The 16,154-nt window shown below is 34.4% G+C and carries 16 protein-coding genes and 1 tRNA gene; 8 read left to right on the plus strand and 9 right to left on the minus strand.

Annotated elements, in window-relative coordinates; all coding sequences use genetic code 11:
* Window positions 1-198: 198 nt before the first annotated feature.
* Window positions 199-2,460 carry an aconitate hydratase gene (locus M2306_RS01865; protein ID WP_259189056.1) on the plus strand — a complete coding sequence of 754 codons (2,262 nt, stop codon included), beginning with the start codon at window positions 199-201 and terminating at the stop codon, window positions 2,458-2,460.
* A gap of 326 nt (window positions 2,461-2,786) precedes the next feature.
* Here M2306_RS01865 and M2306_RS01870 read toward each other — a convergent pair whose 3' ends face one another.
* The gene (locus M2306_RS01870) at window positions 2,787-3,680 is read right to left on the minus strand and encodes a LysR substrate-binding domain-containing protein (RefSeq protein WP_259189055.1); all 894 of its coding nucleotides are present in this window, start codon (window positions 3,678-3,680) and stop codon (window positions 2,787-2,789) included.
* A gap of 94 nt (window positions 3,681-3,774) precedes the next feature.
* On the opposite strand from M2306_RS01870, the gene M2306_RS01875 reads away from it, so the two are divergent.
* The 3 genes from M2306_RS01875 (at window position 3,775) to M2306_RS01885 (ending at window position 7,078) form a co-directional block, all read left to right on the plus strand.
* Complete coding sequence (locus M2306_RS01875; protein ID WP_259189053.1) at window positions 3,775-4,995, plus strand: MFS transporter; 1,221 nt, start codon at window positions 3,775-3,777, stop codon at window positions 4,993-4,995.
* Window positions 4,996-5,069: 74 nt separating this feature from the next.
* Entirely contained in the window at window positions 5,070-6,386 is a 1,317-nt protein-coding gene (locus M2306_RS01880; RefSeq protein ID WP_115091008.1) for a solute carrier family 23 protein, read from the plus strand.
* 113 nt (window positions 6,387-6,499) lie between these two features.
* The gene (locus M2306_RS01885; protein ID WP_002986550.1) at window positions 6,500-7,078 is read left to right on the plus strand and encodes a TlpA family protein disulfide reductase; all 579 of its coding nucleotides are present in this window, start codon (window positions 6,500-6,502) and stop codon (window positions 7,076-7,078) included.
* 49 nt (window positions 7,079-7,127) lie between these two features.
* Here M2306_RS01885 and M2306_RS01890 read toward each other — a convergent pair whose 3' ends face one another.
* From M2306_RS01890 to M2306_RS01900, 3 genes are all read right to left on the minus strand, one after another.
* On the minus strand, window positions 7,128-7,928 hold the full coding sequence (locus M2306_RS01890) for a hypothetical protein (RefSeq protein WP_259189052.1): 801 nt from the start codon (window positions 7,926-7,928) through the stop codon (window positions 7,128-7,130).
* Between the two features lie 163 nt (window positions 7,929-8,091).
* Complete coding sequence (locus tag M2306_RS01895) at window positions 8,092-8,715, minus strand: HD domain-containing protein (RefSeq protein WP_259189050.1); 624 nt, start codon at window positions 8,713-8,715, stop codon at window positions 8,092-8,094.
* 52 nt (window positions 8,716-8,767) lie between these two features.
* Entirely contained in the window at window positions 8,768-9,145 is a 378-nt protein-coding gene (locus M2306_RS01900; protein WP_115091002.1) for a VOC family protein, read from the minus strand.
* 210 nt (window positions 9,146-9,355) lie between these two features.
* Here M2306_RS01900 and M2306_RS01905 point away from each other — a divergent pair, with 210 nt between their 5' ends.
* On the plus strand, window positions 9,356-9,595 hold the full coding sequence (locus tag M2306_RS01905; RefSeq protein WP_002986538.1) for a hypothetical protein: 240 nt from the start codon (window positions 9,356-9,358) through the stop codon (window positions 9,593-9,595).
* Window positions 9,596-9,632: 37 nt separating this feature from the next.
* On the opposite strand, the gene M2306_RS01910 is transcribed toward M2306_RS01905, so the two are convergent.
* On the minus strand, window positions 9,633-10,016 hold the full coding sequence (locus M2306_RS01910; RefSeq protein WP_259189049.1) for a hypothetical protein: 384 nt from the start codon (window positions 10,014-10,016) through the stop codon (window positions 9,633-9,635).
* A gap of 257 nt (window positions 10,017-10,273) precedes the next feature.
* Here M2306_RS01910 and M2306_RS01915 point away from each other — a divergent pair, with 257 nt between their 5' ends.
* Both M2306_RS01915 and M2306_RS01920 read left to right on the plus strand, forming a co-directional pair.
* A complete protein-coding gene (locus M2306_RS01915; RefSeq protein ID WP_259189048.1) occupies window positions 10,274-11,143 on the plus strand; it encodes a helix-turn-helix domain-containing protein in 870 nt (289 codons plus the stop codon).
* 63 nt (window positions 11,144-11,206) lie between these two features.
* Entirely contained in the window at window positions 11,207-12,382 is a 1,176-nt protein-coding gene (locus M2306_RS01920) for a multidrug effflux MFS transporter (protein ID WP_259189047.1), read from the plus strand.
* A 98-nt stretch (window positions 12,383-12,480) separates the two neighbouring features.
* On the opposite strand, the gene M2306_RS01925 is transcribed toward M2306_RS01920, so the two are convergent.
* From M2306_RS01925 to M2306_RS01935, 3 genes are all read right to left on the minus strand, one after another.
* Complete coding sequence (locus M2306_RS01925; protein WP_259189046.1) at window positions 12,481-12,846, minus strand: hypothetical protein; 366 nt, start codon at window positions 12,844-12,846, stop codon at window positions 12,481-12,483.
* A gap of 235 nt (window positions 12,847-13,081) precedes the next feature.
* Entirely contained in the window at window positions 13,082-13,603 is a 522-nt protein-coding gene (locus M2306_RS01930; protein WP_259189045.1) for a hypothetical protein, read from the minus strand.
* A gap of 628 nt (window positions 13,604-14,231) precedes the next feature.
* Complete coding sequence (locus M2306_RS01935; protein WP_498882738.1) at window positions 14,232-14,537, minus strand: hypothetical protein; 306 nt, start codon at window positions 14,535-14,537, stop codon at window positions 14,232-14,234.
* A 285-nt stretch (window positions 14,538-14,822) separates the two neighbouring features.
* Between M2306_RS01935 and M2306_RS01940 the strand changes: the two genes are divergently transcribed.
* Complete coding sequence (locus tag M2306_RS01940) at window positions 14,823-15,866, plus strand: hypothetical protein (RefSeq protein WP_259189044.1); 1,044 nt, start codon at window positions 14,823-14,825, stop codon at window positions 15,864-15,866.
* 57 nt (window positions 15,867-15,923) lie between these two features.
* Here the strand turns inward: M2306_RS01940 and M2306_RS01945 are convergent.
* Window positions 15,924-15,997: transfer RNA gene (locus tag M2306_RS01945), tRNA-Arg, on the minus strand.
* Window positions 15,998-16,154: the final 157 nt, after the last annotated feature.

Below are 16,154 nucleotides of genomic sequence, written 5' to 3' on the forward strand. Positions count from 1 at the left end.
TTTATAAAAAATACTTGACTATTCACCTTTTGAGATATCATCCTTAAACATTGCATTAAAGTATCCCTCCTAAATTTAATTCATTTAAGTGGAATCATTTTAAATACAGTGTTTTAACATTTGTATAGAACTTATTAGAGGTAAAAAACTGTAAATTGTTTAGAAATTTTAATTCACATAAATAAAAGAATTGTTATTATGGCTTTTGATATTGAAATGATTAAAAAAGTGTATGAAAAGATGCCAGATCGCGTGGCGAAAGCGCGTGAATTAGTTGGACGTCCTTTGACACTTACAGAGAAAATTTTATACACACACTTATGGGAGGGAATGCCTACGCAAACCTTTGAACGTGGAAATGATTATGTAGACTTTGCTCCAGATCGCGTAGCCTGTCAAGATGCAACAGCACAGATGGCGTTATTGCAATTTATGCATGCTGGAAAAGAAAAGGTAGCTGTGCCTACTACGGTACACTGTGACCACTTGATTCAAGCAAAAGTTGGAGCTGCAACCGATTTAAAAGTAGCAGAAACACAATCTTCAGAAGTGTTTAATTTTCTATCTTCTGTATCAAATAAATATGGAATCGGATTCTGGAAACCAGGAGCTGGAATTATCCACCAAATTGTTTTAGAAAATTATGCTTTCCCAGGGGGATTGATGATTGGAACGGATTCACATACAGTAAACGCAGGTGGATTGGGAATGTTAGCCATCGGAGTTGGAGGAGCAGATGCTGTAGACGTTATGTCGGGTATGGCTTGGGAATTGAAGTTTCCAAAATTAATCGGAGTGAAGTTAACCGGAAAATTAAACGGATGGACGGCACCGAAAGATGTGATTTTAAAAGTTGCGGATATCCTTACGGTAAAAGGAGGAACTGGAGCTATTGTTGAATACTTCGGAGAAGGAGCTTTATCGATGTCTTGTACTGGAAAAGGGACCATCTGTAATATGGGAGCTGAAATCGGAGCGACAACTTCGACTTTCGGATATGACGATTCAATGCGTCGTTATTTAGCAGCTACAGGACGTCAGGATGTAGTGGATGCTGCAGATAAAGTAGCGGAACACTTAACAGCGGATGCTGCAGTATATGCAAACCCAGAGCAATACTTTGACCAATTAATCGAAATTAACTTATCGGAATTAGAACCACATATAAACGGACCTTTCACGCCAGATAGAGGAACACCTGTATCAAAAATGAGAGAAGATGCAGAGAAAAATGGATGGCCGTTAAAAGTAGAGTGGGGGTTAATCGGATCTTGTACAAACTCTTCGTATGAAGATATGTCAAGAGCAGCTTCGATTGTTGAACAAGCTGTTAAAAATGGAATTACGCCTAAAGCTGAATTTGGAATTAATCCAGGATCAGAACAAATTCGCTATACTATTGAACGTGATGGAATCATCGAGACGTTTGAAAAAATGGGAACCAAAGTATTTACAAATGCTTGTGGACCTTGTATTGGGCAATGGGATCGTGAAGGAGCAGATAAGGAAGAAAAGAATACAATTGTACACTCGTTTAACCGAAACTTCTCTAAACGCGCCGATGGGAATCCAAATACCCATGCTTTCGTTACTTCTCCAGAAATGGTAGCTGCTTTAGCTATTGCAGGAGATTTGGGATTCAATCCAATTACAGATACATTAATTAATGACGAAGGGCAAGAAGTAAAATTACTTCCTCCGACAGGAGATGAATTGCCAACAAGAGGATTTGATGTAGAAGATCCAGGATACCAAGCACCAGCCGCAGATGGTTCAAGTGTAGAGGTAATCGTTTCTCCAACATCTAGTCGCCTTCAGTTGTTAGAACCGTTTACTCCTTGGAATGGACAAAACATTACAGGAGCTAAATTATTGATTAAAGCTTTTGGAAAATGTACAACGGATCACATTTCTATGGCAGGTCCATGGTTGCGTTTCCGTGGTCACTTAGACAATATTTCAGACAACATGTTGATTGGTGCTGAAAATGCATTCAATCACTTAACGAATAAAGTAAAAAACCAATTGACAGGTGCATATGATGCAGTACCTGCTGTACAACGCGCATATAAAGCAGCTGGAATCCCTTCTATTGTTGTAGGGGACCAAAACTACGGAGAAGGATCTTCTCGTGAACATGCGGCTATGGAACCTCGTCATTTAGGGGTTACTGCAGTATTGGTGAAATCATTTGCTCGTATTCACGAAACAAACTTGAAAAAACAAGGAATGTTAGCCCTTACGTTTGCAAATGAAGCAGATTATGACAAAGTACAAGAAGATGATACCATCAACTTCTTAGACTTAACTGAATTTGCTCCTGGGAAACAGTTACACTTAGAATTTGTCCATGCAGACGGATCTAAAGACGTAATTGCAACCAATCATACTTATAACGCAAGTCAGGTGAAATGGTTTAAAGCCGGATCTGCTTTGAATTTAATTGCAGCTGGTAAATAGCGTAGTGTAGATGGGAAATCGAAACGTAGTGTAGATTCATCGAACACGAAAACAAATATAAAATTTGTGAGATAAAGGAGAAATGAGAGATTGAATAACCGATTTTCAACTAACAATATTGACATCAAATAAAAAAGCGAAAGATTTTATCTTTCGCTTTTTTTATTATTACTTGGTTATTGGTTAGAAGTTAAGGGTTAAGGGTTAAGGGTTAAGGGTTAAGGGTTAAGGGTTAAGGGTTAAGGGTTAAGGGTTAAGGGTTAAGGGTTAAGGGTTAAGGGTTAAGGGTTAAGGGTTGATCCCTTTTCTACTTTCCAATCTCCAATTTAAAGTTGATTGTATTCCTCTTTATCTTCTGCTTTCAATAAGTCAATAAAATAAATAGCGGCTTTCTTTTGGTAGCTGTCTTTTAAACGCAAGGTTACCGCTTCTCTTCTCATGTTTTTACCTCGAATAGGGATAGCACATAAATCTTTTTCACCATGCACGGTCGCTAGGGTTAGAATCGTTTGAAAAGCTCCAGTACGCACTAAATCGACAATCGTTGCGGTATAGTTCACTTCTACAGTTACATTCGGGTGAATTTTGTATTTTTCAAATTGACGATCTAAGAAGTCACGGGTACTGAACCCTTTAACAGGAAGTGCTAAAGTCAATTGTTCCACTTCTTTTAGATCGATACTTTCCTTCATTGCTAAAGGGCTCGTTGCAGCAACAATAACAGCCATATCTGAACTCATAATAGGTTCGTGTACAAGTTCATCACTGTGTTTGCCTTCATAGAACGTCAAGGCAAAATCAATCTCTTGTTTGAGCAAAGCATCAATTAATTCTGTTGTGGTTCCAAAAGTCACTTGCAATTTAATTTTAGGAAATTGTGCGATGAAATTTTTAAACGCATTAATAACAATAGATTTGAGTCCCCAAGTCAAACCAATACTCAACGTACCTGTGTTCACTTGCTTTAAATCATCGAGAATGAGTTTGCCATCATTGGAAGCTTGAATACTCTTTTCTGCATATGTTGCAAAGAGTTCGCCTGCTTCAGTAATAGAGACGCGTTTACCAATGCGATCAAATAGGGGAATACCCAATTCATCTTCCAATTGCTTAATCTGTTGAGAGAGTGTGCTCTGTGTAATGTAAAGCTCTTTTGCCGCTTCAGTAAAATTGAGCAGTTCTTTTGCTTTTAAAAAATATTTGAGTTGTCTTAGCTCCATGGGTTAATCGGTTTTATCGATTGATATTATAGAAAAATACCGTTTTACAAATTTAGAACTTAAGCTTAACTTTACTTCAAATATTAAGATAAAAATGGCAACAACCGCTTATATTGACTTTAGCGAAGCAGAAAAAGCAGTCAAAGGTAGTGTGCGCTATAAGCGAATCAAATGGGGCATCTTTTTAATAGGCGTTTCTGTATTTGCTCAGTTGTATAACTACCAACCGCTCTTGTCAGAAATTACGCAATTTTTTGCTGTAACTCCAGCCGAAAGTAGCTATTTGGTTTCAGCCTCTACCTTTGGGATGGCTATTGGATTACTATTGTTTGCTTTTATTGCAGATCGTTATCCTCGTAAAGATATCATGTTATTTTCTTTGGTGACTTCGACCTTGTTGACGCTACTCTCCGTTTTTGTATATGATTTTGCACTACTGATTAATATTAACTTTTTAAAGGGGATTTGTATCTCTGGGGTATCAGCGGTTACGTTGACTTATTTAGCTGAGGAAATTGATTCTAAATCCATCGGAACGGCGATTAGTTTTTATCTTGCAGGAAATACCTTCGGAGGAATGTTTGGGCGTATTATTGCCGCTTTAGTCAGTGGTTGGTTCAATTGGCAAATTGCAGTGCTTACCATTGGCTTGCTTGCTTTTAGTATTGCCATTGTATTTTACTATCTCTTTCCGGAGTCTCAATTTTTTCAACCTCAAAAAGTAAAATTCAATAAGAAAATGCGTCAGATGCAAAGTATCTTTCGAAATAAGAAAATCTTAGCCATGTATGTGGTGGGGATTTGTTTGATGGGAACTTTCGTCAGTATTTATAATTATTTGGGCTTTAAATTAGAAGCACCACCCTATAGTTTACCTCATTATATCATTGCTTTAATTTTCTTGATGTATGCCTTTGGTATTGTAGGTAATTTAGTTGCTGGGCGCTTATCCGATCGCTATGCAGCCAAAAATATCTTATTATTAGCCTTGGGATTATTGTTGGTGGGATTAGGGCTGATGTATATAGCGAATTTAACAGTCATCTTATTGGGCTTGACCATTTTTACGGTTGCTTTTTTTAGTGGGCATACCATCGCCAGCCGTGTGGTAACCCAATTGGGAGGCAAGGCGAAAAGTTCAGCGACTGCTTTGTATTGGTTCTTTTACTATATGGGATCTACATTAATTGGAAGTTCAACTGGTTTTTTTATCAACAATGATAATTGGGGCGGATTCTTTATTACCCTTGTGATTTTAGCTTCTCTAGCGTTGCTATCTACTTATGCAACAACGAGAAGTAGAACTGCTAAATAGAAGTATACGTTGTTATTGTTTCCGTTTTGTGTGAAAATGCTCTATTTTCGTACCTGTTTTAAATAAATAACAACATGAACGAAAGTACAGATCAAAACATTGTATTGGCTATTGATGAAAAACCTAAATTCGGGCAATGGTTATTGTTGAGTATTCAACATCTATTTGCCATGTTTGGGGCAACGGTATTAGTACCTACCTTAACGGGAATGGATCCTGCCATTGCGTTGATATCAAGTGGAATAGGTACCCTGGTTTTTATCGCTATTACAAGAGGAAAAGTCCCTTCTTATTTAGGATCTTCTTTCGCTTTTATTAATCCCATCATTGCTATTAAGGCAATGGAACAAGTAACCACAAATGAGGTGCCGGTGGGAAGTTTCTTAGTAGGAAGCTTTTTGGTAGGTGTGGTATATTCCTTAGTAGCGCTTTTAATTGCTAAAGCAGGTACCAATTGGTTGATGAAATTATTACCTCCTATTGTAGTGGGGCCTGTGATTATGGTGATTGGTTTGGGTTTGGCGAGTACAGCTGTTGGAATGATTACCAATAATCCATCAAATGAATACGATATTACCTATGTGTCTATTGGTTTGGTTACTTTGGCTATTACCATTATAGCGGCTATTTTTACCAGAGGTTTTTTGAGTGTTATCCCAGTTTTAGTTGGAATTATTGGAGGGTATGTGTTTTCAGCTAGTATAGGGGTTGTCAATTTTGCACCCGTGATGGAAGCTTCTTGGTTTCAGGTGCCTAATTTTACCATTCCTTTTGTAGATTATACACCAACTGTAACCCTATATGTCGTATTTGTGATGCTACCTGTGGCGATTGTACCCATTGCAGAGCACATCGGACATCAATTGGTACTGAGTAAAGTAGTCAATAAAGATTTAATCAAAGATCCAGGACTAGATCGTTCTATGCTAGGAGATGGAGTAGCTACCATGTTAGCGTCTTTAATTGGAGGGCCTCCTAATACAACTTATGGAGAAAATATTGGGGTATTAGCCATCACGCGTGCTTTTAGTATTTATGTATTCATTGGAGCCGCTTGTTTTGCTATTTTATTTGGATTTTGTGGAAAAATAACAGCTTTGTTAGCCACTATTCCTTCTCCTGTAATGGGCGGAGTATCAATCTTGTTGTTTGGAATTATTGCTTCAAGTGGATTGCGTATGTTAGTAGAGAATAATGTAGATTTTAAAGTAAAACGCAATTTAATTATCTCTTCTGTCATCTTAATCATTGGAATAGGGGGCGCAGCGATCCATATAGGTGATTTAATGTCTATTGAAGGGATGGCTTTGGCTTCCATTATTGGTATTATTTTAAATATTGTATTGCCAGGAAGGAAAGAAATTACCTTTGATGATATGTTTAAGGAATAATATTGTGAATATATTAAATAAAAAAGGTTAAAAATTATTAAAAATAAAATTAATAATTTTTATTTGGCAGTATGGGTGTAAATTTTATATATTTATGCTAAATAAATTTAGGTATGTTTAATAAAGGAGAAAAAAAGAAAAAAGGATGGATAGGCAATCTGGTTTTTATCCTTATTCTTTTTGTGCTGTTATTCACTCCATTGGGGACAACGTTTAAGGTTTGGGTGAATCGACTAATAGCGATGAGTCCCAGTTTAGAGAAGCAAGAAGATGTTGAGCAAGTAAGCTTGGATGGTTGGACTTTATTAGATGAAGAAGGCCGCGTATTTGATATAAACCAAACAAAAGGAAAAGTGGTTATCCTGAATTTTTGGGCTACTTGGTGTCCTCCTTGTATTGCAGAAAAACCTAGTTTTCAAGCCTTATATGACGATTATAAAAATAGCGTTGTCTTTTTATTTGTCACAACAGATACTCCTGAGAAAGTAAAAGCGTTTAAAGAGAAACATGGATATACCTTACCGAGTTACTTTCAACAAGATGGGCCACCAGCGGCTTTGTATTCTACTTCATTACCCGCTTCTTATGTCATAGATAAACACGGAAATATCGTAGTGAAAAAGTTCAGAGCTGCAGATTGGAATAGCTCCAAATTTAGAGTAACATTGGATGAGTTAATTCAAGCAAAATAATAGAAAAAGTCTTTGGGAAACCAAAGACTTTTTTTTGTTGATCTATTAGTTAAATCACTTTTTGCAAGGTGATAATTACTTTATAAGTACTTTGTTCAACAAAGACTAAGTAATCAACACCTCCATAATTAAAAGTATATTTATTTTTGTATATACCTGAGGAACTTATAGTTGAACAAACCTCTAAGGTTTCTTTATTGAAAATTAATTCATCTGCAAAGTGGTTATCATTAAAAGGTAAATGCACCCATGGAGCAGGTAATCCTGTACTGCTATTAACATCATAAGGGAAATTTAATTTTACTCGTTCATTTGCCACAATAGGAGTATTGTTGTCAAGTACAGAGAAATCATAGAAGAAAAGTTTACCACGTTTAGCTAGTTCACTTTTCTCTGAACTCGTAATGATAGGGTTTGAAAAACTAAAAAGATTAGGACCAGACATTATAGCAGTATTAGGAATAGGTAAAAAGGAAGAAATGAGATGAGAAGAATATGGTTTTATAATCAGTTCATCTGCGGGTACATAATTTCCATATACTTGACCACCTGTGCCTAAGGTATTAAACATTGAGCCGTTTCCATAGTAGTTTCCGTCATTAATGTGAAAGCCAATTCCAAAATTCGGAGTGACATAAAAATAATAATCTGTTTCATTAATAAAATAATAATCAATTTGATTATGCTCAATATTTGATCCAGACCCATAGAAATTGTAAGGGGATTCATAACCAATGTTGGAATCTGAGGTTTGGATGCTTTTATCCAATTGCGTTGATGTTGATGAGGCATCATCTTTTGAGCAAGATAGTAATGTTAATGTTAAACATGCTAATAAAACTTTTTTCATAATTAAATAGTTTAAAAGATTAGTTAGTTAAATTTAACAAAAAATATTTTAACAGATATGATTATTTTATTTTTAATAGTGATTACTGCTTAAATAATCAGTATATTTTTATTTTTTTAAAGTTAAATCAGTTTATTTAAGGTATTTTGAAATGGAGAGATAATTATAAAACATTAATTTCTCTTGCTATATTCAGTCGAGCTTGATTTTCGTATTTTGACTTGAAATAATGAGTATTAAATATAGTTTCAAAGGTTAAAAAATGAGTAAGTGCTTTTTTTCTACCTTGGCTATATACACCATCAGGGTAAATGGCATATTCTTTTCTGATATTTTGATAATAACTTTTGTATTGCTCCCAATCCTCTCCTAAAATACTAAGATCTGCATCCAAAAAGTAATTGGTGTCTGAATTTGTCGATTTTTGATGTTGCTTAGTTGCTACTATTTGATTGAAAATTAAGTCTATTTTTGATTCTGGTAGTTGTAGAATGGTTAATCTCTCTTTTGCAAGTTGAGCACTTTGTTCTTCATTATCTTGAGCGCGGGCATCATAGATGATATCATGATAAAAAACAGAGAATAAGATTGCCTCCCAATCGTTTATTTCAGCACGTATCTCATTTAACTCCTCTAGTATATTCTTGAGATGGGTTAAGTTGTGATAATATCGCCCAGTTGTTTCGTATTGCTTTTTTATTTCAAACCAATAGGATTGTATTAAATTTTGATTTGTTGAATATTGACCAACGATGTGTTGGAATTCAAGTTGAAGAGAAGTATACATATGGATTGGGTTAGTAGAAATAAGTAAAGCGTGGAATAAAAAAATAATACCCTTAGATGTTATGTGCAATTCTCCAAAGTACCCCAGAAGGGTCAATGAGAACAAAATCACGCATTTTCCATGCTCGATCTTCAGGATCTGTCAGAGTGAAAGTAAAGGTATGGTGTAGATTTAATTCTTTTATGTGGCTATGCCAAGCATCTGCATTTTCTACCTGCAAATGGAGCATGGTGTTTTCTGCCCACTCTTTGGTATAAAAATTCTGTAAAAAGAATTTGGTCTGTCCTAGTGCAAATAGACATAGTTGTTCATCTTGCCACAAAATTTCGAAACCCAAAGCGGTGTAAAAAGCTAGAGAAGTTTGAAAATCCTTTGCCGGAATAAAACTCTTTAGTTCTATTGTTTTTAAGTTGAAAGAAGATATGTTCATCGATGCTAACAATTAGAAAATAAAGATAGTTTTTTTATGTATTGAATATAAGGATGAAAGATAATTGGTCGACAAAATTATAAGAAAACGTGATTTCATTCGATAATAAGGTTCATTTGAGAAGTTTAAACTGTCTGCCTACCGTAGTTAAATTAGTTTATCTGCTTAATTTTTAGTATCTTACAAGAATATCATTTAAAATTTAAAAATATGACCTCAAATGAGATTTTTGAGCTAGATACCACTAGCATTTGCGAATTAGTTGGAAAAAGGTTTATGGTTTCGTATAAAGAAGAACGCAATGGAAAAGTAGAATCTGTAAGTAGAGATAAAAAATTAATTGCGTTAGATTATACAGATAAACAACAAGTCAATCATTATATTTTTAGTGATGGTATGCAGCACTTTAAAGTACCTCATGCTCAATTAGTAACAATGACTCAATTGTAAAATAATAAAAAAGGCTCGTGAAAACGAGCCTTTTTTATTATTTTATAGGTTTAATTATTACTCGACCTGGTGTTATTGGGTCTCCAATACCAATATAAGAAGAGTATTCAATATCAAGTATTCTTACATTAGGATAAAAACGTGAAAGTTCTCCATATTGGCAGATTTGATCTGAAACTTGTTGAACAATAGTATATAAAATACCCGTAGGTGGTGTGCCATAAATGGTTTGGTATATTTCTGCTGTAAATTTCTTGTACTTTGGATTCCTATGATCTGTAATTCGGTGGCCATTACTGTCACAAGTATAGAACTCATATCGAAACCAGCCTGATATATCAGGTTTTGGTGCTGGTTTATCATACTGTGCAAAAGCACTAAAAGACAAGAGTAAAGTCAATACTAAAAATAAATTTTTCATAATCGTATAAATTAAAAATTGGTTACCCTAATTTAAGAATAAATACGTATTTTTATTAAAATAAGTCTGATTGTTAACTATTTAGGAGGTTTTTCTGTACTTGTTGTTAAACTTGTTTTTAGGATAATAGTAGAGAAATAAGGAAAGATAGAAAGTCTAATAGCATTGATTTAATAAAAGCATTTTATTTTTTTAAACTTTATCTTTGTTTTTATTTAGTAGACAAACTGCAGGAAGTGAAAATCAAATACTGCAAGATGAACTCATCTAAAGTACTCATGAAGACAAAAGCAAAAGTTGTTCAAGTTCAGCAAAGTGATAAGAATATACCCATTGAATTTTACAAAATCGAAGAGAGTATTGATCTGTTTGAATTTGAGGGACATTATCAGTACGACTTTTATCAAATCTATTGGTTTGTATCTGTCGATTCCCCTCAAGAACACGAAATAGATTTTATATCTTATCCGATTAAACCCCAAGAAATTTGGATTATTTATCCAGGTCAGGTTCACCATTTTGATCCGCGTTTCAGTAGAGGTTATTGCTTAGCTATTGATAAACATTACTTTCACAGTGTCTTGTTTAAAGAAGCCAAACAGCAATTTTTTACAGGGCATAACCAGTTGAAATTCGAGGTTACTGCTGAAGAAAGTTTACGCTTAGAGTATCTGCATTTGTTGATTGAAATTGAATTCAATACGCATCAACGACCTGTCGTTTTGGAGCAATATTTACAATTGTATATTGTTCATTTACAAGATTTACCCCTAATAGCAGAAAAGCATATTGTGTTAGATGAACGCATGCATAAATTATTGCAACTCATAGAAGAACATTATATTACGCAGCGAAAAAACGAGTTTTATGCGGATCAAGTTGCGCTCTCTGTCAAGCGAATGAATGAAATTTTATATCAGGCTATTGGGAAGACATTAAAACAACAGCTACAAGAACGTTTAGCACTGGAAGCAAAGCGATTAGTAGGCTATAGCGAAGAGAATATTCAAACGATAGCTGATACATTGAATTTTTCTGACGTCTCCTATTTCAATCGTTTTTTTAAGAAACTTACAAATCAAACTCCCAAAAATTTTAGAGCCCAGGTGAAAAAAGTCCAAGGATAAGTCCTATTAGGATAAGTTTTACTCTTTAACCTCGACGTATTTTTGCACTTTTAGAAAAAGAGTATGAGTAAGTTAAAGAAACAGCAGTTTATTGTGGTCTTTATTTTGGCCCTATTATCTGCATTAGAGCCTTTTAGTATTGATTTGTATTTACCAGGATTTTTAAAAATCTCACAATACTATCAAACCGATTTAAAGGCAGTTCAATTTTCTATTTCAACGTTTTTAGCAGGGTTTGCTGTTGGTCAATTATTCTGGGGAATTATTTCAGATAAGTATGGACGTAAATGGCCCACGATTGCCTCTTTGTTGCTTTTTATAGCCGCGACTATTGCTTGTATTTATTCCGTGAATATTGAACAGTTTTGGATTGCTCGTTTTTTCCAAGCTTTTGCGGGTTGTGCAGGTGTGGTAATCGCGAGGGCAATTGTCAATGAGTATTTCGAACAAGATGATACCATGCGTGTATTTTCACTTTTAGCTATTATTGCTGGTGTTGCTCCAATTATTGGACCCGTTGCAGGAAACTTTTTAGTGTCGCATTTTACATGGCAATCTACGTTTATTACCCTCTTAGCACTTGGTATTATTTCGTTGCTTTTGGTTGTGTTTTTCTTACCAGAAACGAAAGTCAAGACAATAGCTCCTGTACAAAAGCGCAATTTAATTCAAGATTTTAGAGCGGTATTACGAGTGAAAATCTTCTTGAAATATACCTTAATTGGAAGTGTAACTTACAGTATATTGATGATTTACCTGGCCAATGCACCTTATTTGATCATGGAATATGGTCAATTATCCTCTGCTACATTTAGCTATATCTTTGCTTTTAATGCAGTTGGATTGATGGTAGGGGCTTGGGTATCGAGTGCCTTTACCCGTTGGTGGTCCATTCGTCAGATTATTTTATACACCACGATACTGGGACTCTTTTGTAGTATAATTTTCCTCGGGTTATGTATGATGCAACAACCCATTGAATGGCTTTTAGTTCCTTTGTTTTTTATTATTTTTACCTTGGGTGTTTTATTCCCAGCAACAACTAAATTAGCCTTAGAACCTTTCCATGAAAATAGCGGATCTGCATCTGCTTTGTTGGGGTCTTTGCAGTTGATGTTAACCTTTATTATTTCTGCAGCTACTAATTTAATTCCTGTAGATTTATTGCTCTTAACCGGTTTAGCTCTACTTGTTTGTCATGGGCTATATCTAGCTTGCTATGCAATTAAGGAAGAATAGATTTGTTTGGAATTGATATTCTAACTCAGTTGCGAAAAAGAAGCGAATATATTTTGTAAAAAAAATAGGGTGCCCCAAAAAGACACCCTATTTGTATATTATTTAGGAGTAACGGGCATAGTTGTGTATATTCCACAAACATCATCAGGCATTTGATGAGGCATTAAAGGTATTTGTACTAATATCCCTGTTTGTGTTTGACGATCGTAATGGAACATCCCGTCATACGAGGATACAACCTCTTGATACCAAATACGAGATTCGCTATCTGTACAGCTTTTATGATGTATTCCAATTCGTGTAGAATTTACTTCAACCCCTTGGTTCAATGTTACTGCATAAATTTGTATTTCGTAACAGTTGATTCTTTCTAATCGTTGCTCTTCTTGTTTGTCTATTTCTCCTGTGTTGCCAAATGAACCAAAAGAAAGTGCTAAGGCTAGCCCTACTAGTAATTTTTTCATTGTTATATCGTTTAAAATTGGTTCTTTTAAAGATAGAAGAAGTTAAAATGTTAAAAAAATAAAATACTGATTTTTAACAAGATAGGTGGTTTTTCTTTCTTTTATACCTAATGTATAGCAAACAGTGATATACTGTTGTATTCATTTTTTTGTAAGAGATAAAATGAGAGATATTCTTTGAACAAGTAAACCTGACGGGTATTACCAAGAGAATTATTTGATGGAACTACTACTTTTAGGGTTGGTAATATTCATAGTATTGTATACCTAAAGCATTTTCTAATTTTATAGGGTAGCTATACTTATTATATTCATAATGGTAATCACTATTGTCGAAGCTTTTAATATTTTCTGTTCCTCCAATAAATTTCTTTAAATAATTCTCAGGTAGTGAATATTTACTAATATTGTTTTTATTGTCCAACCAGTAAGTTAATGTTTCTTTATAACCATCATTATAGATATTAGAGGCAGTGATGATATTTTTAGCTGAATTATAATGTAAGGTAACAGTTTGATAAGGCATAGATTCATTACTCTTGTAGAATTCAGTACCAATTAAATCCTTATTTTCATTGTATTTATAGTAAGTGGTATAAGGAATGCCAATTTTTGGAAAAATGTAAGTTGATTTACTTAGCCTATCATTTTCATAGAAAAAATCCTCTTTGTAAAACAAGAAATCACCCATGTAATAGGACCTAGATATTAAATTATTGCCTTCATATTCATAAAAACCGTACTCAATGTCTGGCATGTAATCATGTGTTTTTATCGTTTTTTCTATATATCCATTTGAGCCATAGTAGAACGTAGTATTACTTGTTTGATATTTTGTTTCACTACCTGTGGGAGTTTTTACAAGTTGTTTGTCTATCATTTGCTTCAACTTAAGTTCTGTCTTGTGTAAGTTATTATCTTGGTATTCATTAAGATATGTATTGTCATCGTTACTGCAGGATATTAGGAGCGAAAGTATTAAAATGAGTAGGATATGCTTTTTGATTATAGAAATAAAAGATCTCATTGTTTTTTGTAATTTAAGTTAAATTTGTTTTATATTAACTGCAAATGTAGTTATAATTAACTAATATAAGATAGATGTAGGCAAGAGTTGTTTTGTGATGCTTTGTTTTTAATATCACGAGTTTGGTTGCGAATTTATTCGATGCTTACTGTCTTGAAAGAAGAGAGCATTTAATGAAAGTAAGAGATGATAGAAGAATAAACAATAGGTTGCTTAAAAAAAAAGCTACTAATTTTACTTAGTAGCTTGGTGCTTTTATAGAAAGAAAGTTTTTCTTTTCTTTTACATGATCTCTGAAGGTAATGGCTTTGTTACAACACTGAATCCCAAATCATGACATTGATTTTTTGCTAATAGCTCAGGCATCAAAGGAATTTGGATTCGAACTTCGGTTTTTGGTCAACGGGTTATATCCACCTACACCATCATAAGAGGCTATTATTTCATTATACCACGCCCACGCTTCTGAACTCGTACAGAGATTGCGATGGGTTCCAATTTTCATGGAACCAAGCTTTATCCCTTGAAAAAATTCAACCGAGTATATTTCTATCTGATAACAATTTTGTACTTCTACAACTTGTTCGTTTTTATTGTTTTCTTTGGTGTTGGCTAATGAACCAAAAGAAAGTGCTAAGGCTAACCCTACTAGTAATTTTTTCATTGTTATATCGTTTAAAATTGATTATTTTTAAAGATATAAGAAGTTAAAATGTTAAAGAAATAAACCTTTAATTCTTAACAAGATAGGTAGTTTTTCTTTCTTTCTTTCATAGCGTTCTTTTATTTCCATTTATTTGATCTTTGTTTTTGCAGAAAATAAAAAGAGAATAACCAAGTTCTAATTTTGCATCAAAGAGTGAAGCCTGGATTTGTAATTGGACAACTTGACTGCATTGTTTTATCAGAAATAACAAATTAACTTTACAACAAAAGATAAAGTAACTGCATGAATCAAAAAACCTCCTCCATCTTACCGCCGTTAATTCACAGGATATTGCAAGAGCACAGGAGGTATCATAAAATTTACTTTTCTATCTCAGGTGTTGCGGCTTGCTTCTCTTTGGTTGTACTCCTCGTTGCTATTAATGCTTTTATGGGGCAAAACATAGGTTTTCAATTGGCTTTAGGGCTTATCTTATTCTTTTTTTTTGCGCTATGTAGCTACTTTGCCTGCTATCATTATAAATGGATGAAATCGTTAGATAATACGCTGGATAAAGGGAATTTTTCAGTGATTAAAGGACAATTGGAACGTATACAGTCGTTGCCTAGAAAACGCGTAAGGTATATCATCGATGGACAAGCTTTCGAAAGTACATTAATTGTTCCAGGATTTGGAACATTTCGAGGGATTCAATTTAAGGAGGTTGTTGCTAAAACCAATGAAGCGATAGAACTCTACTTATTACCGAATGGGAAGATTGCTGGAGCTATTTACCCTAATCAAGATCAAGGCATGAAGGACCGACAGGCAACTGCAGAAGATTGGCGAATCGTATCTCGTAGGCAATGGAAAGGGGTAGGGGAATTTGCATTACTTGCAGGGATTATTTTTCTTATCATTCTTGGAACTTTGAGATTAGTTGAATATCAAGAGGGGAGTGCAAGTTGGGACATGTTTGGTTATATGTGTGCCATTTTTGGCTCGACGATCCTTTTACTATTTAGTATATATCTATTGATGAATCTATCCCAAATACAGGCACTTAGAAATAAAAGAGATGCATCAGTAGCAGTACAGGTTTTTCGGGGTACTGCCGCAGAGTGGTATCTGACGGAAGTACGACATAGAAGTGCTGCAACGCAAGAGGGGTGGATTAGATTATCAGGAGGTTTACATCATATTCAATCTAACCTATCAGCTGTCAATAATGCTTTCTTACATTCGGTAGAGATTCCTATGCAGGTAGAATATCTGATTTTTAAAGACCGTTTGATTTTTCTGAGAAGTACGAAAGAAGAAAACGGACTTGGTAATCCGAAAGCCTAGACTTAAGCTTCCTTTAAATAAATAAAAAAAGCCTTCGATTTTTCGAAAGCTTTTTTGTGATCCAGTCAGGATTCGAACCTGAGACCTACTGCTTAGAAGGCAGTTGCTCTATCCAGCTGAGCTACTGGACCATTAAATCATGAATGATTTAAAGACCATCAAAAAGAAATAGTACTGATACTTTCTCATTTTGATGGTGCAAATATATTCTATTTTTTATAGAAACACCAAGGATAATCGCATAAAAATGAAAATAATAAAATAACTGATTGGAAATTAGAAAATTGA

The sequence above is a fragment of the Myroides gitamensis genome, from assembly GCF_029894455.1.
Lineage (GTDB): Bacteria > Bacteroidota > Bacteroidia > Flavobacteriales > Flavobacteriaceae > Flavobacterium > Flavobacterium odoratum.

Bases quoted from the DNA above. Each gene is read 5' to 3' on its own strand.
- M2306_RS01900 (WP_115091002.1), bottom strand. From the start codon at position 9,145: ATGAACATATCTTCTTTCAACTTAAAAACAATAGAACTAAAGAGTTTT.
- M2306_RS01880 (WP_115091008.1), top strand. From the start codon at position 5,070: ATGAACGAAAGTACAGATCAAAACATTGTATTGGCTATTGATGAAAAA.
- M2306_RS01910 (WP_259189049.1), bottom strand. From the start codon at position 10,016: ATGAAAAATTTATTTTTAGTATTGACTTTACTCTTGTCTTTTAGTGCT.
- M2306_RS01905 (WP_002986538.1), top strand. From the start codon at position 9,356: ATGACCTCAAATGAGATTTTTGAGCTAGATACCACTAGCATTTGCGAA.
- M2306_RS01935 (WP_498882738.1), bottom strand. From the start codon at position 14,537: ATGAAAAAATTACTAGTAGGGTTAGCCTTAGCACTTTCTTTTGGTTCA.
- M2306_RS01915 (WP_259189048.1), top strand. From the start codon at position 10,274: ATGAACTCATCTAAAGTACTCATGAAGACAAAAGCAAAAGTTGTTCAA.
- M2306_RS01865 (WP_259189056.1), top strand. From the start codon at position 199: ATGGCTTTTGATATTGAAATGATTAAAAAAGTGTATGAAAAGATGCCA.
- M2306_RS01920 (WP_259189047.1), top strand. From the start codon at position 11,207: ATGAGTAAGTTAAAGAAACAGCAGTTTATTGTGGTCTTTATTTTGGCC.
- M2306_RS01940 (WP_259189044.1), top strand. From the start codon at position 14,823: ATGAATCAAAAAACCTCCTCCATCTTACCGCCGTTAATTCACAGGATA.
- M2306_RS01895 (WP_259189050.1), bottom strand. From the start codon at position 8,715: ATGTATACTTCTCTTCAACTTGAATTCCAACACATCGTTGGTCAATAT.
- M2306_RS01875 (WP_259189053.1), top strand. From the start codon at position 3,775: ATGGCAACAACCGCTTATATTGACTTTAGCGAAGCAGAAAAAGCAGTC.
- M2306_RS01870 (WP_259189055.1), bottom strand. From the start codon at position 3,680: ATGGAGCTAAGACAACTCAAATATTTTTTAAAAGCAAAAGAACTGCTC.
- M2306_RS01930 (WP_259189045.1), bottom strand. From the start codon at position 13,603: ATGCCAGACATTGAGTACGGTTTTTATGAATATGAAGGCAATAATTTA.
- M2306_RS01885 (WP_002986550.1), top strand. From the start codon at position 6,500: ATGTTTAATAAAGGAGAAAAAAAGAAAAAAGGATGGATAGGCAATCTG.
- M2306_RS01925 (WP_259189046.1), bottom strand. From the start codon at position 12,846: ATGAAAAAATTACTAGTAGGGCTAGCCTTAGCACTTTCTTTTGGTTCA.
- M2306_RS01890 (WP_259189052.1), bottom strand. From the start codon at position 7,928: ATGAAAAAAGTTTTATTAGCATGTTTAACATTAACATTACTATCTTGC.